Raw genomic sequence first — 20,458 nt, 5'->3', positions numbered from 1 at the left:
GCGTTAACATTTAATTAACAAAACCTCTCCCTAAATAAGGAGAATTATTGGAGGTAATTACTACATGAAATTTCTTAAACTTTTTGTATTGGCTGCAGCTTTTATTTTTGCTGCTAATACCTTTTCACAGTGGACATACTGCCCAGGTTCAATCCAGATCACCGGTCTTGGTACAAACCCTGGTGTTTACTGTCTAGACGGAAACAACGCTATAGTTGTAGGCGGCGTTACCGGTGCACCAAGAGTTTTCAAAACCACAAACGGCGGAGCTAACTTTGTAAATGCTTCAGGTAACTTATCAGGCGGCGAGCTTTACGCAGGCTGCATGATAGACGCAAACACATTTTTAGTTGGTGATGGCCCCGCATCAGGATCTGCTAATATTAAAAGGACCACTGACGGCGGAACAACCTGGACAACAGTTTTAACAACAGGCGGTTCAGGCGGATTCTTTAACGGTATAGTTAAAGCTTCTACCAATCCGAACTTTTTAATTGCACAGTCTGACGCTTTTGCCGGAACAGCAGTTATGTTCACCTCCACAAACGGCGGTTTAAACTGGACACTCCAGAACATGACCGGTGTTGGTTTCACGATCGGTTCATTACCTGCAGTATTCTGTATTGATAACCAGTTCTACGGCAGCGGTGCAAGCACAGCTCCAAGACTTGGCTGGACATCAAACGGCGGTACAACATGGACCGGAACAGCCGTAAGCGTAACAGGTACATTCACATCAGGCGCTGCATTTAACGATAACAAGCTTAACGGTCTTGTTATATCAAGCGCTTCCTATCCGAATATATCACGTTCAACCAACGGACCCGGCGGTCCCTGGACAACTGTTTCAACAGGCGGTACAGGAACAAGCACATTAAACGTATTAAGATGGGTTCCGGGAACAAACATATGTTTCCTAGCTACATCAGCTACTACAAACGGTATCAGAATGACCACTGATAACGGAACAACTTGGATTGGTATGACAACTTCTGCAATCACCGGATTCTTCGATATTTCAGTTCAGAACAACAGCGGAACAATTAATGGATATTGTGTTGCAGGTGACGGAAGCGTTGTAAAACTTTCAAGTCCGGTAGGAATTGACCCGGGTAATACTACAACACCGACAAAATTCGCTCTTGAACAGAACTATCCTAATCCGTTCAATCCTTCAACAACAATCAAATATTCAGTTCCTGTAAGCGGTAATGTATCAATAAAGGTATATAACAGCTTAGGTGTTGAAGTTATGACTGTTGTTAACAAAGATCACGTTGCAGGCAACTACGTTGAAAACGTAGACCTCAGCGGACTTTCATCAGGTATCTACTTCTATACTTTGAATTCAAACGGATTCACAGATACAAAGAAAATGATGTTAGTTAAGTAAAAAAGCAAAAAAACAGATTTAAAAGAGGCTCTCTGAAAAGAGAGCCTCTTTTTTTTATGTATGAACTAACCACTTACATCGAAAAAAAATCTTAACCCCGTATGGGTGACATAAAATATAAATACAATTTTCCTATAATGTATAATCGTTATCCGTGGATTATACATTGAAAGAAATATTAGTCTGGATACCCGCCTACGCGGGTATGACAAGCGGATAGGTGCCTTCCTACGGCAATTGGTTTACGACATATTGAAAACCCCGTAGGGGTGACATATTTGTAGAACGATAAGAAAAAGACAATCAGAACCCCGTAGGGGTGACATTAGATCATAAAGTTTTGCCGCATTCAACAAGGATTTTCGTCTATTTACCAATGGGTTTTTTAATATTCTATTTTGCTACCCCCTCTCTACTCCCCTATTTGTTGAAATTTTAAATAGTAGTTTTCCGTTCATCATTCATAAATTTTAATTATCCACTAGATACCCGCTTTCGCGGGTATGACAAACATATAAAATAACCGCATGCAACTACCTGCCGCAGTACGGGATTTGACATCACTAAATCGGGGTTTTTCATTTTCAGTTGAGATTATTTTTAATAATCGTTAGATTAGTGCAATAAAATTAAATTTTTACTCCAAAATCATGAAAAAATACGCCCTTTGGCTTATATTACCGTTCATTTTTTTACAGGCAAACCTTTATACCCAATGGTCAACAGTATCACAGTTAAACTCAAATGAGCTGGGAAGCTTTCCTTCCGTTTCAGTACCTAACTGCAGCACGGTTGTAATTGCAGGGGGTTCCAACAACTTTCCAAAAATATTTTTAACAACAAATTCCGGATTAAACTTTATAAATATTACAGGTAATATCAACACAAATGAGCTTTACAGTGTTTACGCGCTGGGCAGCGATACAATATTTGCCGGTGATGGCGGTTCAGCCGGCGGCAGCGGCGGAAATGCCAGGGTATATAAAACTGTTAACGGCGGACTTAACTGGCAGGTAATGCTTTCCACAGGGGGTAATAACGGATTTATCAGCGGAATTCAGTTCAGCAAAACCAATCCGAACTTTGGAGTGATAGTAAGCGACCCTTCTACTAGCAGTGATTCATTTTGGGTGGCAAAAACCTTTGACCGCGGTAAAACATGGCACGTAACAAAAGCGCCGCAAACGGCTCCATATATAACACAAAATTCTCTGTTTGTAGTTGATAGTTTATTTTACGGATTTGGATTGATAACAAATCCGGCAAAAATATATATAACAACAAACGGCGGTGTAAGCTGGTCTGTTAAAACACTTGGTATTCCCGGAACATCAGTGCCTTCAATCGCATTCCAGAATGATAAGCTGAACGCAATTGCATTAAGCGATGCAGTTGCGCCTGATATAGCCAGAACATCAAACGGAGGCAACAACTGGGAAATAATAAATACAGGAACCAACCTGACCTTTGCTGGTATAGTAAAGTGGGTTCCCGGAACCGGAATTTATTTTATGGCATCAGGATTTATGAAAAGAACTTCAAACAACGGCCAAACATGGGAATCAATGAATACCGGAGATGTGAATAATTTCAGGCAGATGGATCTTTATAAATTAACAGAAAATTCAATTTGCGCCTATGCGCTTGCAACAAACGGGAAACTGATAAAATATGAAGGAGAACCTTTCGGTTTAGACCCGGAAAATACTACTGTACCTGTTGATTACATTCTCGAACAAAACTATCCTAATCCATTTAACCCGGTTACTTCAATAAAATATTCTGTTCCGGCTGCAGGTAATGTAAAACTTGTTATTTATGACCTGAACGGAAAAGAAATAAAAGTGTTGGTTAATTCTTACCATTCCACAGGCAACTATATTGAAACAGCGGATATGAGCTCATACGCATCAGGGATATATATTTACGAACTTTCAGCCGAAGATATAACCCTTTCTAAAAAAATGGTATTAATAAAGTAAAGTTTAATGATTAATTGTTAATTCACAATTGTTTAGTTATATTTGACCCGTTATAATAAATAATAAATAATATATGAATCCGTTAATACATCTTTTTTTGGCAGGTTTCTTTTCTGTTGTTCCGATGATAATGTATCTGATCATTATCTGGTGGATGGACAGGTACGAGCGAGAGCCATTCTGGCTGGTTAGTCTGAATTTTGCATGGGGAGCAACCGGTGCAATAATTTTCGGTATCATAGGAAGTATGATCATGGGTCTTGGAGTATCTGAGTTTATATACCAGTTTGCCAATGATTCAGATGCAGGCACATTTAACAATCTTGCAGGCGCGGTAATAGTAGCCCCGGTTGTTGAAGAAAGTACAAAAGGAATATTTTTGTTAATGATAGCGCTGAGCAAAAATTTTGACGGACCTGTTGACGGCGCAGTTTACGGAGGCGCTGTTGGACTGGGTTTTGGCATGACTGAAAATTTCCTGTATTTTATGAGCTTTCCTCAGGATTATGTAGGGCTTTTTATGCTGATAATAATAAGGACATTATTTTCTGCAGTACTGCATTGCTGCTGCCAGGCAGTATTTGGCGCTGCAATAGGTTATGCTAAATTCAAAGGTATGCTGGCAAAAATGACTATCATACCGCTTGGCCTCGGGCTTGCAATGTTCATGCATTTTATGTGGAATCTGATGGTAAGCTTTAATTCAACCGCACTTATAGGGTTTGCATTCATGATAATGTCTGTAATAATAATATTCGTAGTATTTCAGTTCGCGGTTCATAATGAAGGCAAAATTATATTAAGAGAGTTAACTGACGAATCAAATACTACAGGTTATATCCCCAAAGAACACCTGGCACACCTTCCTTACACATCAAAACGCGGCAAAAAAGGATGGCTTGCTTCACATATTAACCACAAGGATTATGTTAAAACGGCTATAAAGCTTGCTATCCGTAAAAACCAGGCAAAGACCCTGAAAGCAGGTAAACAGGCGGTTTACCAGCGTGAAGTTGACGCTTTAAGGAACAGAATATATACTATGGTGTTTTATCAGCAGCAAAAAACACAGTAAAATTTTTTTTATAACCCATAAAAAAGCCGATCCGTTATAGGATTGGCTTTTTATTTCAATAAATGACACTTTCGATAGTAATTGCGAACTGGAATACACGCACTCTTATAGAAGAATGTTTAACTTCCATTTTTAAAACAACCCCGGCAGAAGTTCTGAAATATGAGATCATTGTAATAGATAATGCTTCAAGTGACGGCAGCAGAGAGTATTTACGCGGCATGAAGGATAAGATCACACTGATAGAAAATTCCGTTAACCTTGGATATGCCAAAGCCTGTAACCAGGGGATGAAAGTATCTTCAGGAAAATATGTACTTCTGCTGGGAAGCGATACTATCATGCTGGAAAATACATTGAAAGAATGTGTGAGCTTTCTTGATAATACAAGTGATGCCGGGGCAGTTGCCTGCCGGCTGTTAAATCCCGATGGTACTGTTCAGAACAGCCTGAAAAAATTCCCAAAACTAAAAAACGCATTTTACACATATCTTTCTTTTAACAAGCTGAACCGGGAATATGATATGGCATCTTTTGATTATAACCAGACATGTCCGGTAGAGCAGGCAGCGGCTACATTTTTAATGATCAGAAGAGAACTGGCTGAGGAGATCGGCTGGTTTGATGAATCATACAGGATATTATATAATGATGTTGATCTTTGCAGCCGTATATGGGCTGCCGGCAAAAAGATATATTTTCTGCATACGGTATCAATTATCCATTACGGCAGCCACTCCACAAAAAACGCGGATTTTTCTTTAAGGAAGATAATGTACAGTGATATTTACAGGTATTATTCAAGACATTTTGGCTTTAAGGCTAAGTTTTTATACCCTATTTTAGCGTTCAGGCTCATAGTAGTATCATCAATTAAAGCTTAAAACGCCAATAAATATACCGAATGTCATCATCATTAAGAGATAAAGTAATTAAAAATACTTTTTACCATTTTGCGGCTCAGGCATTCGGCTTCCTATCCCCTTTCATATTAACTCCGCTTATAATAATGTACATTGGGCAAACCGAGTTTGGTATTTACGCAATTGTACTTGGATTTATCGGCACATTCGGTCTGCTTGATTTCAGCTTTTCAGCTTCATTTATTAAGTTCATTTCCGAGCATTACAACCGGGGAAATCACGATGAGCTGAATAAAACAATAAACACAGGCCTGTTTTTTTATATAGCATTCACTTTGCTTATTTGTATAGTTGTAATACTTTTTTCAGAAAGCATTTTGAGGCTGATAAATATTCCCCCTGATCTATTTGAGCTTGCCAGGTTTTCATTATATATAAGCCTTGTGATATTCTTTACTGCAACATCCAGCACAATTTTTGTTTCAGTACTTATCAGCATACAGAAAATGTACCTTAACAGTATAATTGGACTGGTAATAAATATTCTGAATTTTATTATAACTTACATACTGCTAGTTTCCGGATACGGCTTAAAAGGAATTTTATACTCACAGCTGGGTGCAGTTGCAGTAAGTGTATTCTTTAATATTATTCTTGCCCTTAAGGAAGTGCCGGCCATTAAGATATCTCCCGCTTATGTGAACAGGCAAACCTTCAGGCAGATGGGTAAATTCGGGCTGCAAATGCAGGTTTCAAGGTTTTCAGCATTTCTTTCTGAAAAGTATGATGAGTTCCTTTTAGGATATTTTTCAACACTAGGAAATGTAACATACTTTAACCTTGCAAACCGCGTTACACGCCTGGGGAAATTTTTTCCTCTGCAGTTATTCCAGCAGGTTGCGCCTGTAGCAGCTGAATTAAATGCCAGGAAAGAGGAAAACAGGCTTAATGAGCTTTTTTTTGAAGCGACAAAATACCTTACGGTTTTTTCAGCTCCTATTTTTTTATATATATTGATCTTTGCGGACCTGCTGATAAATACCTGGATGGGTCCGGGTTATGAAATATCAGTTTACCTTTTAAGGATACTTGCATTTGGACAGCTGGTAAACCTGCTTATTTCCGCACCGGGGAATTCAATCATCCCGAATCTTGGTGTACCAAAGTATCTTATGTATGAAGGTATAATAAGCCTTGCAGTGAACCTGGTATTAAGCTTTATACTCATAAAATATTACGGAATCGTAGGAGCGGCAATCGGTACAACCGCTGCAACTCTTGCTGCATCAACATATATTTATTTTACCTCTGCCGGATATTTCAAAGAAAATCCGTTAAAATTCATGTTCAGAAGTTTTTTGAAGCCTCTTGGAATTGCCGGGGCAGTTTGTTCTGTTATTTATCTGATTTTTCATTATACAGAAAAATATTTCGCATTTTCGGGTGAAAGGATTACAGGAATTATTTTGATCACAACTACATCTGCGATTATCTTTTTGCTTTATATAATTTTATTGTGGAAATCAGGTTATTTAAACAATCGTGACAGGGAAAATCTTTTTAAAATGCTCAGGTTGATCAATCCTTTAAGGAAACGGCAGTAAATGAAGGTTAATTTCATAGTTCCTGAAATAAACCGTACAGGCGGCATGAATATAATTTTTCAGTATGCAAACAGGCTGCTGGGGAGAGGCCACGACGTGGTGTTGTATACTCCGGTAGTTCCTTTCAATATGCACAAGAACAGGATTAAATGGTATTATTTTAAATACCAGGTTAAGACAGTATTAAAATGGTTAACCGCGGGTAAAAATAAGCTGCCATCAAATATTTATCCGTATAAGTTTAAGGTTAAGTTTGTACCTGTAATGCATAATATGTTTGTTCGTGATGCTGATGTTTCAATTGCAACATCATGGCCAACAGCTTACCCGGTATATCATTTCAGCAGTTCAAAAGGAAGGAAATATTACCTGATACAGGACTATGAAATATGGAATTCAAATGTGAAGTATGTTGACAGATCATACACCCTGCCGCTGAAAAGGATTGTCTGCAGCAGGCACATGCAGAAGCTTTTAATGGATAAGTTCGGCTCTGACTCTGAATTGATATATATAGGGCTTGACAGGAACAGGTTTTATAATGATAATAAAATTTACAATGAGCCTCCTGTAATTGCATTTCAGGATCACAGCCTGCCGAACAAAAATGTTGAAAGGGCAATTTATACATGTATTAAGCTGAAAGAAAAATATCCGGAATTGAAATTCAGGGCATTTGGAGTTAAGAGATACCATATTATGCCGGATTATATTGAGTTTACTGAAAATCCAAATGATAAAGAATTAACTGATATTTACAGCAGAACGGATATTTTTTTATTTTCCAGCATTACTGAAGGATTTGGTTCGCCTCCTTCGGAGGCTATGGCATGTAAATGCGCAATAGTGGCTAATAAAGTTGCTGCCATACCTGAGTATTCAGAACATTTGATAACAGCAATTCACGCTGATCCGGCAGATAAGGACGGATTATTTAAAGGAGCTGAATTTTTGATAAATAATCCCGGAAAAATAAAGGAAATATCTGAAGCTGCATATATTCACATCAGGGAGTTCATGAACTGGGATAAGAGTATAGTTCATTTTGAAAAATTTATCAGGTAAATTGTTAATATCAATAATAATAGTAAATCATAATACCGGGGCAATTTTAAAGAATTGTATAAACTCCGTATTGATGAATGAAAATTCCATAAAACCGGAAATTATTATTATTGATAATTTTTCTTCAGATGATTCACGGGAAATAATTAAAGAATTAACAGGAAAAGAAAATAATATTTCATCAATTTTTACTGATTCATTAATAAGCTTTTCAGCAGCAAATAACCTGGGAATTAAGAAGGCGAAAGGTGAGTATGTGCTTATTATGAATCCTGATATAATATTTACCGAACCCGTACTGGAAAGCTTAGTGTTAGCAATGAAAAGAAACGAAAATATTGGTGCAATATCTCCCGCGCTAAGAGGTACTGATGGTAATTTTCAGCGGAATTATTTCCAGAGGTACCCGACAATCATGCAATTTGTTTACTTTTTCTCTGTATTAGCGCCATTATTTAATAAATCAGCATCAAGGATGAACCGGTATCTTGAAAACCAGGAAATAGATGTAAAAGAAAAGAAAATATTCTATACCGAACAGATACCATGCGCGTTTTTTCTAACCACAAAGCAGGTCCTTTCAGAAGCAGGGTTTATGGATGAAAGGTATATACTTTTCTTCGAAGATGTTGACCTTTCATACAGCATTTATAAAAAATACCTGCTGGCTGTTGATACAAATACACAGGTAACACACCTGGGAGGTTCAAGCTTTAAGACTAATGATAACTGGTGGCTGCACGGCAGATTTATATACAGCATGTATACATTTTTCAGTAAGAATTATACCGCAGGTAAAGCGCGGACATTAAAATTTCTTATAAAAATAAACTCATATTTCATTATATTTATTGAAAATATTAAAGGAATATTCGGCAATAAAGATGATTACCGTTATAAGAAACATGATCACTTATTAAAATTATTCAATGAAAAGTAAATGATAAGTATAGTAATTCCGAATTATAACGGATCTGAACATCTTGTAACCTGTTATGCCTCGCTGAAGAGGCAAACATTGCAGGATTACAAAGTGATCTTATGCGATAACGGCTCGAGGGATAATTCGGTTCAATATACAAAAGATGAATTTCCTTCAGCAGAAGTAATTGAAATTGGGTATAATTCAGGCTTTGCAAAAGCGGTTAATGAAGGAATAAAGCATTCACTGACGATTCCTGAATGTGATATTATACTGCTTCTGAATAATGATATAGAGCTTGAACCCGGTTTTCTCCAAACCGCAACAGATTCAATAAAATTAAAAAATGCAGATATACTTGCAGTAAAAATGCTGAATTATTTTAACAGGGATATTATTGATGACTGCGGTGATTTTATAAAAGCAAACGGCGGCTCGCCGCTTGCCCGTGGTAACGGTGAAAAAGATACGGGTCAATATGATAAGCCTGAATATATTTTCGGATCATGCGCCGGCGCTGCTTTCTACAAAAAAGAAGTATTTGAAAAAACCGGGCTTTTTGATGAAACTTTCTTTGCATATTACGAAGACATTGATTTCAGCTTCAGAGCGCAGCTTGCCGGGTTTAAATGCCTGTATGAACCGCTTGCGGTTTGTTATCACAAACGCGGGGGAACCAGTTCGGTAGCCACGCACGGCTTCCAGACTGAGATGTGCGAACGCAACCTGATCCTTATGCGGATAAAAAATTATCCGCTTTCAGTTTATCTTTTATACCAGCCGTTATTTTTTATAGCGCGTTTAAAAAGGTATTACTCATTTATCAGGTTTCATTCATTTACAATTTTTTTCAGGGCATTGAGGGGTTATATCAGAGGGTCGTTACTTGCAATTACAAAGCTGCCTGAAAGGTTTGAAATTCAGAGAAACAGGAAAGTTTCCGCAAAGTATATAAAAAGTTTATTTGTTAAATGAACGAGCTTGTATCTATAATAATATTAAATTATAACGGCAAAGAGTTCCTTGGCGAGTGTTTAAGCTCTGTGCTGAAACAGCAATACAGCAGCTTTGAAATTATTCTGTTTGATAATAATTCCACTGACGGAAGCTGCGAGTATGTAAAAGAAACCTTTTCTGACGGCAGAATTAAGATAGTACGCTCTGATAAAAACCTGGGTTTTGCCGGCGGCAACAATGAAGCTCTTAAACATTGCAGCGGCGATCTGGTTGTGCTGCTAAATAATGATACGATCACCCGCACGGGCTGGCTGGAAAGCCTTGTAAATGCGGTTAAAGATAGAAATACAGTTGCATCATCATTTGTAATTACTGAAGGAATTCCCGAAAAGTATTACAAAACTAATGGCTCGGTTTCATATATGATGTATAATATTATGAATATTTTTCCGGATATTGAGGATGAATTTTATCCAAATGGTTGCTCGGTTATATTCAGGCAGAGTGAAATAGGTGTACCGTTTGACAGCGATTATTTCTTTTATGGGGAAGATGTTTATTTGGGGCTGAAAGCCCGTTTTAAAGGAATGAAGATAAAATTCGTGAAGGATTCTGTGGTAGACCATAAAGGTTCATCAACCCATAGTGCTAATTCATTCCGAACATTCTGCAGGGAAAGGAACAGATTCCTGAACCTCTATACATTTTTCAGCGCAACATTTTTAATAAAAATGATACCTTATATTACTTTTAACCATACACTCAGAACTATACAGGCAGTTTTTTCCAAAGAGCTTTCTTTCACGGGAGTGATAAAGGCATATTTGTGGTTTTATTTTAATCTTCCGGCTGTGCTTAAAAAAAGAAGAGCATTAAAAGAATTTAAATTGAAGAATGAAAATGAGATCATCAAATATATGTCCAGTAAAGTATTAAATGTTGATTCACCATTTGCCGGCCTGTTAAATTCTGTTTCCTACTTTTATTCAAGGTTAACAGGTATAAAACCTGTTGAATATTATCAAAAAAAAGAAAAATCCCTTTAAATTATACTCCGCATTTCACTTACTACAATCAATTTTAATGCTTATTTTTGTTATCTAACAGGAAAATTTTGGCAAAATTCAAGATATTACAGCTGATAGATGGCGGATTTTTAGGCGGCGGGCAGACGAATGTACTTTCTATCGCCAAATACGCAGATAAATCCATTTTTGATATTTCCATAGCTGCCGCAGGCGGCGGGAAATTTGAAGAGGAAGTCAAAAAATGTATTACAAAATTTCACCCTTTAGAACTTCCCAAAATAATGCGCACAAAATATCTGAAACCATTACAGGAACTGTACGATGTAAATAAATATGACCTTATTCATACACATGGCGGTGTTGCAGGATTTTACGGAAGGATATTAAAGAAGCATAACCCTGAACTGAAGTGCGTTCATACAATTCATGGCATACATTACATAAACAGCGGTAATTTACTGCGGAAGAAGGTATCCAGATCAATTGAACAATATCTTGTTCAGTTTACGGATAGAACTATATGCGAAACCCACAATGATTTTCTTACCGCTGTAAAGAACAGGATAGCTGACAGAACAAAAACCGATATTATTCCAAACGGAATAAATACAGGTAAATTTGCAAACCTGAAGAAAAACACTCAGCTCATGAAATCACTTGGGCTTGATGAAAACAATTTTATAGTTGGTAATATTTCCAGATTTGATGAACAAAAAAACCAGAAATTAATACTGCAAACAGCATACTTCCTTGTAAAAAAATACCCGCGGATGAGATTTATTTTCGTAGGTGACGGCAAAACCCTGAGAAACATGCAGGATCTAGCCCGCGAATCTCAATTAGAGGATTTTGTGATCTTTACCGGGGAACAGGAAAATCTGACAGATTATTATTCAATATTTGATATTTTTGTTTTTCCTTCATTTTGGGAAGGTATGCCGTATGTACTTCTTGAAGCGATGGCTTCAAGGTTGCCGATAATATGCAGCAGGCTGCCGAACCTGCTTGAAGTGATCAAGCCGGATCATTCAGCTTTGACAATTGATCCCAGGGATATGGATGACCTGTTCAGAAAAATTTCTGCTTTATATCAAAATGCTGACCTTAGGGCTGAGATCGCTCAAAATGCTATGATAGACTCAACACAATATGATGTTTCAGAAACTGTGCCGCAGATAGAAAATATTTATTCGGAGCTGTTAAAGTAATGAAAAGAATAGGTATTTTCGGCGGAACCTTTGACCCGGTACATAACGGCCACTTGATCATGGCAGAAAATGTAAAAGACCAGATGCACCTGGATGAAGTTATGTTCATTCCATCCCGCATTCCTCCTCTTAAAAATTCAGCAGCAATAACAGGCAGTGAACACAGGTTAAATATGTTAAAACTGGCAATTGAAGGAAATGATAATTTTATTATAAATGATATTGAGCTTAAAATGCCCGGTGAAGAACCCAATTACACAGTAAACACTCTTTTAAATCTGCGTGAAAGCTATTCAAATGATCAGGTTAAATTTTACCTGGTTATAGGAATGGACCAGCTTATTAATCTTCATAAATGGAAAGACCCGGGTAAATTATTCGCTTTAACTGAAGTTGTAATAATAAACAGGCCGGGTTACCTTATTCAACAGGTAGAAAATGAATATGCAAGACGCGGAATTTTTGTCCCCGTTCCCAATATCGATATATCAGCAACCGATATACGATACAGGATAAAGGAAAAACGCTCAATAAAATACCTGGTACCTTCAAAAGTTGAAGATTACATATATGAAAATGAACTGTATAAATAAAAACTTAACATTTTAATGAACAAAAAAGGAACAATAGTAATGAAGTTCGGCGGAACTTCTGTCCAGGATAGCGATTCTATCAGGAATGTAATTAATATAGTAAGAAATACTTCCGGCAGGAAAGTTGTTGTAGTTTCAGCCATTTCCAGGGCTACAACAACCCTGGAAATTATTGCCAGAGCTGCTGCTGCCAAAGATGTTAAAGAAGCAGAAAAACAGCTTGAAGAAATTATTAACAGGCATCATGTAATTATTAATGAGCTGGTGAAAGAAAGCTCATTAAAAGCAGCAGCGGCAGAAAAGATAATAAATTATCACAGGCAAATAGCTGAGCTTATAAAAGGACTTTCAATTATAAACGAGCTTTCACTCAGAATACTTGATGCTTTCAGGGTTTTTGGCGAGCTTATGTCATCGAATGTTATATACTACGCAATGTTAAATGAAGGGCTTGAGGTTGAGCTTATAAACTCTCAGGATGTAATTAAGACCAACAATGATTTTTCGAGGGCGTACCCTAATTTTGAGCTTTCACAAATAAACGCCGATAGAATAGTGAAACCGCTGCTTGAAAAAAATAAAATTGTTCTGGCACAGGGATTTATGGGCTCGACAGAAGACGGTATTCCCACGACAATGGGAAGAGAAAGCTCTGATTTTTCGGCTGCAATTTACGGTTCTTTAACAGATGCTGATGAGATACAGATCTGGACAGATGTTGACGGGGTTTTGACGTGTGATCCGAACATTATTCCCGATGCATTAAAACTGACAGAAATATCATTCAGGGAAATGGAAGAACTTTCCAATTTCGGCGCAAAAGTACTTCATAAGAACTCCGTTAAACCCGCACTGAAAAAAGATATTCCAATAAAAATATTAAATTCTAAGAACACGGCTTCAACGGGAACCACAGTAAATTCTCAGCTAAAATTCAACGAGCACATAAAATCAGTTACCTACAAAAAAAACATTATAGTTCTCAGGGTCAAACCAAAGGAAACATTAAGCCAGTTCATTTTCTGGGAAATGATGCTCAACATACTTTCTAAACATAAGCCGCAAATTGATATTCTGCTTTCATCCAATAACGCATTGATAATTGTCATTGCCGAAAATGCTTATACAAAGATACATTATGATGAGCTGAAAAATGAGTTCGATGAAATTTCTGAGTGCGAGATTGTGAAAGATAAGGTACTGATAACACTGGTTGGGTCTGACCTGAATTCAATTGAGAACTTTGAACAAAGTGTATTTATGTGCAACCCGGGAATGAAAGCTGAATCGGTTATATTTGGCTTTAATCCGCATAGTTTTTCAATTTTAGTGAATATTGATAACTGCAATACAATATTGAAGAATCTGCACAAAGAATTTTTTGAAAACCGGGCTTCTGATTCAGGTTTATTTGAAAAAATCATAAAAAAAGAAGAAAAGAGTATTGCATGATGATAAATCTAGCTTTGGTTGGTTACGGAAAAATGGGTAAAATAATAGAAGAAATTGCCCCGAAAGAAGAATTTACTATTTCAGGTAAATATGATGTAATAAATCCGGTGAAGGAACATCTAAATGTTAACACAGATGTAGCTATTGAATTTTCTACTCCGGCAAGCGTGATAGAGAACATTGAATATCTTTCATCAAAAGGTATAGATATTGTATGCGGCACAACCGGCTGGTACAACAAAGCAGATGTTGTTAAGGATATAATCAAAAAAAGCGGGACAGGCTTTATATATGCAAGCAATTTTTCAATTGGTGTGAATATATTTTTCCAGATAATAAAAAATGCCGGCAAACTGATAGACAAATATCCGCAATATGATATAAGTGTAAGTGAAACTCATCACACGCAAAAGCTGGATAAGCCAAGCGGAACAAGCTTAAGGACTGCAGAATATTTAACGGAAAATATAAACAGGAAGTCGGCATTTGCAAGTGATTCTGATTCCCCGGCAAAAAATGAGATCAATATAAGATCTCACAGGATAACCGATGTAGTTGGCAGGCATGAAGTGGAATTTGACAGCGAAGCTGATACTATTACTCTTGTTCACAATGCCAAATCAAGGCGGGGCTTTGCTGAAGGCGCTTTGATTGCGGCGAAATTCATAAAAGGCAAAAAAGGATTTTACAAGTTTGAAGATGTTTTTAATGAATTAATAAAATAACAAATTCAACATTTAAAACAATGGAAGAGAATAAATCACCTGAAAATAATACGGTTGAAACAACTGAGCTGCCGGCACCACAGGAAAGCATTTCGCTTGGAGATGCTATGGCGGGAATATTTACAGAACCCGGGGAAACATTTGAAGCTGTAAAACGTTCAGCAAAAAGGAATTATTGGCTTGTTCCCCTGCTGATACTTATTGTTGTGAGTATTCTTTCAAGTATTCTGGTGACACGCGATGAAGAGCTGGTTTCTGAGATAAAAACGCAGCAGCGTGAGGCTATGAAAAAACGGTTTGATGAAGCTGTTAAAGAAGGAAAAATGACCCGTGAAGCTGCAGATGAACAGCTTGAAAATACTGATAAAATGTTCGGCGGTTCTATGTTCGTAATTTTCGGAATAGTCGGCTCAGTTTTTGGTGTATTAATAATTTTCTTTTTAAAAGCATTGATATACTGGGGAGGACTGAAAATATTCAAGGGCTCAGCCGGTTATGTAGATATAATGAATGTATTGGGGCTAACAGCCATTATTACAGCCATACAGATGGTTGTTGATACAGTTCTTGCAGTATTAATGGGTAAGCTGATGATGAATATTGGACCGGTACTTCTTGTTTCAAAAGAAGCAGTTGGTAAAGATATGTTCACACTGCTTGCAAATTTTGACCTGATAAATATTTGGTATTTAATCATTGCGGGTATTGGACTTGCAAAAGTTTCAAACCTAAAAAATTCTCAGACAATACCTTTTGTATTTATTCTTTGGATAGCCTGGGTACTGCTTTCAACATACGGTCCCTTCAGTATGTTTATGGGAAGGTAGACCTCCATCAGTTTATATGTAAAAAAGAAAAGCCCGGATTAACCGGGCTTTTTTAATTCCATTAAGAATTATTTTGTCAATATCATTTTTTTAGTCGTAATAAAATCGCCGCTTTGCAGTGTATAGAAATAAATTCCTGAACTCAGCACTGAAGCATTCAGATCTGCAGTGTAACTTCCGCTGCTTAGATGTTCATAAACAAGTATTGATACTTGCTTACCAAGAATATCATAAACAGCAAGCTTAACAAAACCGCTTTTGGGCAGATCAAACTTTATTTTTGTGACCGGGTTAAAAGGGTTTGGATAGTTCTGGTAAAGTCTATAGTTCTGCGGTATTTCGGCTGAATTGATCTGTACGCCGATTAACTGGTTGGTAAGGAGCGCTGCCAGCGGCCCGCCGTATGCCCCTATATCATTCCGCAAAGTACCTTTAGAGGGATATTTTGCATTTAATGGATTAACCGGGTCAGGAATATCATTATAAACTGTACCGGAATCCCCTTTATCAATACAGGGTGAAGCATTTTGCAATATATAATTAGTATCAGCGAATAAGGGATCTGAATTGATATTTCCAATTCCCGAATTTACCCCCTGTATCAATGAATAAGTCATACCAGCGGAATATGAAACCTGTGTATTTGCAGGAGAAGGATTTCCCCAAATTATATTATTTTTGAATAGTGCTGAAGCTCCTCCATAGATCCCGCTGTAACCTGATACACAGGAATTTCCTGCAACTGTATTATTAATAAAGATAATTTGTCTTGGATTATTTCCGTTTATCCACACTCCAGAACCAGCACCATATTGCAATGATCCATAATTTGAACAAATTATATTATTCTTTAGCTGACCGGCTGTATAATTTAATACTATCCCCGCTCCATATCGGGCTGAATTATTCATAACTATATTATTAAAAAATCTTGGATATCCGTCACCCATTCTAACACCACCGCCGCCTGTGCTGATCACACCTGACAGGTTTGTAATTACGTTATTATGAATAATATTGAATTGAATAACAGGAGATGATAATGCAACCAGAATACCACCGCCTTCACGGTAAAGTCCTGCAAAGTGTTCATCATTCCATTTTGTACCTGTCCCGCGGGTAATGGAAAATCCCTGCAGAACTGCCGTTGAATCTTCTCCCCTGCATATTATAACACAGCTACCTGAATCAGGCTGCGAAGGATTGCTGCCATCAATTATAGTCGAAGAAATTATTGAAGGATCATTTGTTAAAAAAAAAGTGCTTGTAACGACAATATTTTTACCTCTGAAGTTAATATTTTCAAGGTAAGTACCGGGCGCTACCAGAACAGTATCGCCATTTACCGCTGCATTAATTGCAGCCTGTATTGTGGAATATTGCGCAGGAACATTCCTGGTTACAGAATTTACATTAATACATGAAACAAAGAGGGCTAAGAGCAGAATATAGTATTTTATCATTTATCGAATTAATTTGTAAAATTGAATATTTCTCTGAATTCTTTGTGGTCTAAAATTACTCTTAACGATTTTACAAAATCTGGAGGTTCCTGAAAGGGATTTTCCCTAAATAGTTTTTGTGAACGGTCTTCAAGCAATTCATCAAGCTTTTCTGCCCTGAGCCCCGCAGTACTTTCAACAGAGTGTACATAATTAATATTGAATAGTAATTTTTCGGGGTCCACATAACCGCAATCTATTAGAGCTTTTGTTTTCTTTTCACAGCTGCAGGGATTATTTTTGTTCATGAGGCCGCATTTATCATGCATAAAATTATGCATTTGTTTCCTTGCCCTTGAAAGCTTCTGCCTGAAGTTATCACGGGTCATATCCATGATCTCAGCGCCAATTTTATCAGTCACCTGAAAAATGCTGCCAAGTATAAAAATTAGCCTCTGTTCCCTATCCATACATAACAGCATACCTGACATACAGCTTACTTTAACTTCATTAACAAGCGTTTGCATCTCAACTTTATAATTTTCCTGGGCAGGCAGTTCGTTATCAGGAGTATTTTCAATTATCTTCCAGTATTCATCAAAATCAGATGCGTGATTTTTTTCACCCATGGATTTTTTCATATTAAGTACCTGGTTAATAACAATACGGTAAGCCCAGGTTCTGAAACTGCTTTCTTTCCGGAATGTGGAAAGCTTGGTAATTATCTTTATAAGTACTTCCTGTGTAACATCCTCGGCTTCCTGCGGGTAAAAGACCATTCTTAAAGCAATGTTGTAAATCCACGCCTGGTGCCTGTAAATAAGCCTTTCAAGCGCATGGCGGCTGCCTGTAAGCGCTTCATCTATCAGCTGCTCATCTTTCTCGCCGGCAGATACTTTTTCAATAAATGGATTTTCTGTCATATTAATTAGACTGTTTTAAATGAGGGCTGTGACAGTAATTGGCTTACTGCAAGTTGATGTTAATGCTTAATTTGTAAAATTATTTCCTGCTGTATTTTTTGCGGGTTTCAATTTTTTCAAGCTGCCGTTCAATAACAGCAGCAGCTAAATTTTCAGCAATTTCATCTTTAAACGGACTGTTAAATATCTTATCGGTTTTCTTCTGGCTTACATCTATTCTGTATAATACATGGAGTAATTTTTCCAGGTTTTTATCAAGCATTTCACGGATCCTTGCAGTAAGAACTTTTTGAATTTGTTCTATTGTGATCTCGTTAACTTTTTCAAGTTCAAAACTGCCTGAAATAATATCATAAACCTGATCACTGTTATCTGACATATTTATTGAATTTTAATTACTTCAAAATTGATAATTTCAGAATCCTTCACTTCATAACGGAATTCAACAGGATTACAGCACACTTCACAATCCTCTATCATTGTTTGCCGGTTAATACTTACATCCAAAATTATTGAAACTTCCTGCCAGCAATACGGACATGTATAAAAATATTCCATTTAAAATTATAAATTCAGATATTGGTTACTTCGAATTCACATTTATGAATATTCCAGGTAAAACCTTCATTTTTTAAAAATTTTCTTGAATTTTTAACATGCTGCAGCAGTTCATTTCTCATTCCGTTTTTCACCAGTTCACCAATATACCCGAACAATGAATAATCATGTGCGCATGAATTGTTTTCCTGCCTCATCCCCACGGTACATTTGCCGCACTCCCAATCAACCAGCTTGCATAATGGAACGCAAAGCAGCAGCTCATCAAATCCTTCGGGCCAATCCATAGCCAGCCAGGCATCATAGTTTCTGCCCCGTGCTGAAATTTCCAGAAGCTCATACCAGCTATCTTCATTACTTATAATATCTTCCAGCCCGTCTAATTGCTGAATTGTTAGCTCTATGGCAGCTTCTTTGGTAGAACCTTTATTTATCCATTGCTGGTAAATATTATTGTAATTAAGCAGTTTATCAAGCATTAACTTTTTTTACTTTCCTTTGAATACTTACAAAAATCAATATAGCAGTCAGTATCAATACTCCCCCGATTATAAGCGGTGAAGAAAATTCTTCAGCGGCAATATCCCCCTGAATAAACGGCAAACCGCCGGCAGCGATAGCGAGTCCAAATGAAAGTCCCGCAGATGTAGCCGGAAGTTTTTTCATATTTTTATAAATTGCAGTCACCATTATTGGGGTAACCGATTGCAGCAAGGCAATACCCGGAAGCAGGAAATATATGCTTGTTTCGCCGAGGATCAACAAGGGGATTGCTAGAATTATAGCAGAAAATGAATATCTCCTCCACCCGAAAAAATCACCTGCATACCCGCCTAAAATTTTTCCGCCTGCTGCTGAAATTGATATTAAAATAATATTGGTAATTTCACCCTGTTCGATATGCTGAAATATATTCCATACTGCAGAACGTAATGCTATTGCCAGAAGTAAGATCAGCATAATGAAATCGTGCTTATCAAATTCATTTTCTTCTTTAATTGAATTATAAGGCAACACCGGGATTTTCAGCGCGAAAATGAATACAGCCAGGGCAGAAAGCAGTGTTATCATAATTGCTGCGGGGAAAATATCACTTATTGCAAGGTAACCACCAATTGCAAGTCCGGCAACGCCAGGAGCTGAAAATAATCCTGCCCCTGATGATCTATCAGGAGTTGAACAGAGTGCAAGTGCTCCCCCGCCTACATGGAACACGGCGGATGCTAAGCCGGCAAACAAAACAGCGGAAAAAGGATGAATGAAATACATTATGATAGCTGCTGCCATCAGGAAGAGTCCGGTAAGCACAGCGAGTTTTGGGTTCTTTAGCTTATCTGTCAACAGACCTGCCAGCGGCTGTGCGCCAAATGCAAGAACGTTGTATAATAATACCATAGAGCCAACTCCGTATATGGATACAGAATTGCTCAGACTGCCCAGGATCAAACCAGCTGAACAATCAGATACACCGTGCGCTAACCCAAGAGATACAGGTAATGCTAATTTTTTCATAGAATAAAACTTAAAAGTGCTGTCACAAGATTCGCTGTAAAAGATATCAGCATTGCTTTTTTGAAAGTGAAATTAAAAAGCATTCTTATCAAAACAGTTTCAGTTAAAAATACAATTGATTCAATAATTAAAAAATATATATTGAAATTATCATACAGTGCAAATTTCTCAGTAAATACAGAATATATATAAAATGCTGCAGGATGTGTAAAACAGTTTATGATAACAGAAAATAAAAAAACTGCAGCTAACTTTGAGCGGATATAAAATATATAAACCAGAAATTCAACAGCTATGGTAATTATCAAAGCTGTAAAATATAGCTGCAT

The 20,458-nt window shown here is 37.2% G+C and carries 21 protein-coding genes; 14 read left to right on the top strand and 7 right to left on the bottom strand.

What is annotated here, in order from left to right; translation table 11 throughout:
- Nucleotides 1–64 precede the first annotated feature (64 nt).
- The 14 genes from J0M37_07000 to J0M37_06935 all read left to right on the top strand — a co-directional run bounded on the left by J0M37_07000 (nt 65) and on the right by J0M37_06935 (nt 15,694).
- Nucleotides 65–1,393: a T9SS type A sorting domain-containing protein gene (locus J0M37_07000; protein ID MBN8584830.1), complete on the top strand. Its 1,329-nt coding sequence runs from the start codon at nt 65–67 to the stop codon at nt 1,391–1,393.
- A gap of 650 nt (nt 1,394–2,043) precedes the next feature.
- Nucleotides 2,044–3,375 (top strand): T9SS type A sorting domain-containing protein, encoded by a 1,332-nt coding sequence (locus J0M37_06995; protein MBN8584829.1) that lies wholly within the window; start codon nt 2,044–2,046, stop codon nt 3,373–3,375.
- Nucleotides 3,376–3,448: 73 nt separating this feature from the next.
- On the top strand, nt 3,449–4,450 hold the full coding sequence (locus tag J0M37_06990) for a PrsW family intramembrane metalloprotease (GenBank protein MBN8584828.1): 1,002 nt from the start codon (nt 3,449–3,451) through the stop codon (nt 4,448–4,450).
- A 62-nt stretch (nt 4,451–4,512) separates the two neighbouring features.
- The gene (locus J0M37_06985; GenBank protein MBN8584827.1) at nt 4,513–5,334 is read left to right on the top strand and encodes a glycosyltransferase family 2 protein; all 822 of its coding nucleotides are present in this window, start codon (nt 4,513–4,515) and stop codon (nt 5,332–5,334) included.
- Between the two features lie 20 nt (nt 5,335–5,354).
- On the top strand, nt 5,355–6,917 hold the full coding sequence (locus J0M37_06980) for a flippase (GenBank protein ID MBN8584826.1): 1,563 nt from the start codon (nt 5,355–5,357) through the stop codon (nt 6,915–6,917).
- Nucleotides 6,918–7,982 (top strand): glycosyltransferase family 4 protein, encoded by a 1,065-nt coding sequence (locus J0M37_06975; GenBank protein ID MBN8584825.1) that lies wholly within the window; start codon nt 6,918–6,920, stop codon nt 7,980–7,982. It abuts the gene before it with no gap.
- A gap of 1 nt (nt 7,983) precedes the next feature.
- Complete coding sequence (locus J0M37_06970) at nt 7,984–8,922, top strand: glycosyltransferase (GenBank protein MBN8584824.1); 939 nt, start codon at nt 7,984–7,986, stop codon at nt 8,920–8,922.
- Complete coding sequence (locus tag J0M37_06965; protein MBN8584823.1) at nt 8,923–9,879, top strand: glycosyltransferase family 2 protein; 957 nt, start codon at nt 8,923–8,925, stop codon at nt 9,877–9,879.
- On the top strand, nt 9,876–10,907 hold the full coding sequence (locus J0M37_06960; protein ID MBN8584822.1) for a glycosyltransferase family 2 protein: 1,032 nt from the start codon (nt 9,876–9,878) through the stop codon (nt 10,905–10,907). The genes J0M37_06965 and J0M37_06960 overlap by 4 nt, the downstream gene beginning before the upstream one ends.
- 68 nt (nt 10,908–10,975) lie before the next feature.
- On the top strand, nt 10,976–12,097 hold the full coding sequence (locus J0M37_06955) for a glycosyltransferase family 4 protein (GenBank protein ID MBN8584821.1): 1,122 nt from the start codon (nt 10,976–10,978) through the stop codon (nt 12,095–12,097).
- Nucleotides 12,097–12,690, top strand: a complete 594-nt coding sequence (gene nadD / locus J0M37_06950; GenBank protein ID MBN8584820.1) for a nicotinate-nucleotide adenylyltransferase — start codon at nt 12,097–12,099, stop codon at nt 12,688–12,690. The genes J0M37_06955 and nadD overlap by 1 nt, the downstream gene beginning before the upstream one ends.
- A gap of 15 nt (nt 12,691–12,705) precedes the next feature.
- Entirely contained in the window at nt 12,706–14,142 is a 1,437-nt protein-coding gene (locus J0M37_06945) for an aspartate kinase (protein ID MBN8584819.1), read from the top strand.
- Nucleotides 14,139–14,867, top strand: a complete 729-nt coding sequence (dapB, locus tag J0M37_06940; protein MBN8584818.1) for a 4-hydroxy-tetrahydrodipicolinate reductase — start codon at nt 14,139–14,141, stop codon at nt 14,865–14,867. Before J0M37_06945 ends, dapB begins: the two co-directional genes overlap by 4 nt.
- Nucleotides 14,868–14,887: 20 nt before the next feature.
- A complete protein-coding gene (locus tag J0M37_06935) occupies nt 14,888–15,694 on the top strand; it encodes a YIP1 family protein (protein ID MBN8584817.1) in 807 nt (268 codons plus the stop codon).
- 68 nt (nt 15,695–15,762) lie between these two features.
- Here J0M37_06935 and J0M37_06930 read toward each other — a convergent pair whose 3' ends face one another.
- From J0M37_06930 to J0M37_06900, 7 genes are all read right to left on the bottom strand, one after another.
- Nucleotides 15,763–17,157 (bottom strand): T9SS type A sorting domain-containing protein, encoded by a 1,395-nt coding sequence (locus tag J0M37_06930; GenBank protein MBN8584816.1) that lies wholly within the window; start codon nt 17,155–17,157, stop codon nt 15,763–15,765.
- 8 nt (nt 17,158–17,165) lie between these two features.
- On the bottom strand, nt 17,166–18,059 hold the full coding sequence (locus tag J0M37_06925; GenBank protein ID MBN8584815.1) for an RNA polymerase sigma factor: 894 nt from the start codon (nt 18,057–18,059) through the stop codon (nt 17,166–17,168).
- 79 nt (nt 18,060–18,138) lie between these two features.
- Entirely contained in the window at nt 18,139–18,438 is a 300-nt protein-coding gene (locus tag J0M37_06920; GenBank protein MBN8584814.1) for a hypothetical protein, read from the bottom strand.
- Nucleotides 18,439–18,440: 2 nt separating this feature from the next.
- Nucleotides 18,441–18,617, bottom strand: a complete 177-nt coding sequence (locus J0M37_06915) for a CPXCG motif-containing cysteine-rich protein (GenBank protein MBN8584813.1) — start codon at nt 18,615–18,617, stop codon at nt 18,441–18,443.
- A gap of 14 nt (nt 18,618–18,631) precedes the next feature.
- Complete coding sequence (locus J0M37_06910) at nt 18,632–19,096, bottom strand: hypothetical protein (protein ID MBN8584812.1); 465 nt, start codon at nt 19,094–19,096, stop codon at nt 18,632–18,634.
- Nucleotides 19,089–20,129, bottom strand: a complete 1,041-nt coding sequence (locus tag J0M37_06905; GenBank protein MBN8584811.1) for an MFS transporter — start codon at nt 20,127–20,129, stop codon at nt 19,089–19,091. The genes J0M37_06910 and J0M37_06905 overlap by 8 nt, the downstream gene beginning before the upstream one ends.
- Nucleotides 20,126–20,458 carry a hypothetical protein gene (locus J0M37_06900; protein ID MBN8584810.1) on the bottom strand — a complete coding sequence of 111 codons (333 nt, stop codon included), beginning with the start codon at nt 20,456–20,458 and terminating at the stop codon, nt 20,126–20,128. The genes J0M37_06905 and J0M37_06900 overlap by 4 nt, the downstream gene beginning before the upstream one ends.

It is taken from the genome of Ignavibacteria bacterium (genome assembly GCA_017303675.1).
Lineage (GTDB): Bacteria > Bacteroidota > Ignavibacteria > Tepidaquicellales > OLB5 > OLB5.
This window is presented reverse-complemented; position numbering and strand designations above follow the sequence as displayed.

What these genes read in the sequence shown, in the direction of transcription:
- J0M37_07000 (MBN8584830.1), top strand. Translation starts at nt 65, where the DNA reads ATGAAATTTCTTAAACTTTTTGTATTGGCTGCAGCTTTTATTTTTGCT.
- J0M37_06995 (MBN8584829.1), top strand. Translation starts at nt 2,044, where the DNA reads ATGAAAAAATACGCCCTTTGGCTTATATTACCGTTCATTTTTTTACAG.
- J0M37_06990 (MBN8584828.1), top strand. Translation starts at nt 3,449, where the DNA reads ATGAATCCGTTAATACATCTTTTTTTGGCAGGTTTCTTTTCTGTTGTT.
- J0M37_06985 (MBN8584827.1), top strand. Translation starts at nt 4,513, where the DNA reads ATGACACTTTCGATAGTAATTGCGAACTGGAATACACGCACTCTTATA.
- J0M37_06980 (MBN8584826.1), top strand. Translation starts at nt 5,355, where the DNA reads ATGTCATCATCATTAAGAGATAAAGTAATTAAAAATACTTTTTACCAT.
- J0M37_06975 (MBN8584825.1), top strand. Translation starts at nt 6,918, where the DNA reads ATGAAGGTTAATTTCATAGTTCCTGAAATAAACCGTACAGGCGGCATG.
- J0M37_06965 (MBN8584823.1), top strand. Translation starts at nt 8,923, where the DNA reads ATGATAAGTATAGTAATTCCGAATTATAACGGATCTGAACATCTTGTA.
- J0M37_06960 (MBN8584822.1), top strand. Translation starts at nt 9,876, where the DNA reads ATGAACGAGCTTGTATCTATAATAATATTAAATTATAACGGCAAAGAG.
- nadD (MBN8584820.1), top strand. Translation starts at nt 12,097, where the DNA reads ATGAAAAGAATAGGTATTTTCGGCGGAACCTTTGACCCGGTACATAAC.
- J0M37_06945 (MBN8584819.1), top strand. Translation starts at nt 12,706, where the DNA reads ATGAACAAAAAAGGAACAATAGTAATGAAGTTCGGCGGAACTTCTGTC.
- dapB (MBN8584818.1), top strand. Translation starts at nt 14,139, where the DNA reads ATGATGATAAATCTAGCTTTGGTTGGTTACGGAAAAATGGGTAAAATA.
- J0M37_06935 (MBN8584817.1), top strand. Translation starts at nt 14,888, where the DNA reads ATGGAAGAGAATAAATCACCTGAAAATAATACGGTTGAAACAACTGAG.
- J0M37_06930 (MBN8584816.1), bottom strand. Translation starts at nt 17,157, where the DNA reads ATGATAAAATACTATATTCTGCTCTTAGCCCTCTTTGTTTCATGTATT.
- J0M37_06925 (MBN8584815.1), bottom strand. Translation starts at nt 18,059, where the DNA reads ATGACAGAAAATCCATTTATTGAAAAAGTATCTGCCGGCGAGAAAGAT.
- J0M37_06920 (MBN8584814.1), bottom strand. Translation starts at nt 18,438, where the DNA reads ATGTCAGATAACAGTGATCAGGTTTATGATATTATTTCAGGCAGTTTT.
- J0M37_06915 (MBN8584813.1), bottom strand. Translation starts at nt 18,617, where the DNA reads ATGGAATATTTTTATACATGTCCGTATTGCTGGCAGGAAGTTTCAATA.
- J0M37_06910 (MBN8584812.1), bottom strand. Translation starts at nt 19,096, where the DNA reads ATGCTTGATAAACTGCTTAATTACAATAATATTTACCAGCAATGGATA.
- J0M37_06905 (MBN8584811.1), bottom strand. Translation starts at nt 20,129, where the DNA reads ATGAAAAAATTAGCATTACCTGTATCTCTTGGGTTAGCGCACGGTGTA.
- J0M37_06900 (MBN8584810.1), bottom strand. Translation starts at nt 20,458, where the DNA reads ATGCAGCTATATTTTACAGCTTTGATAATTACCATAGCTGTTGAATTT.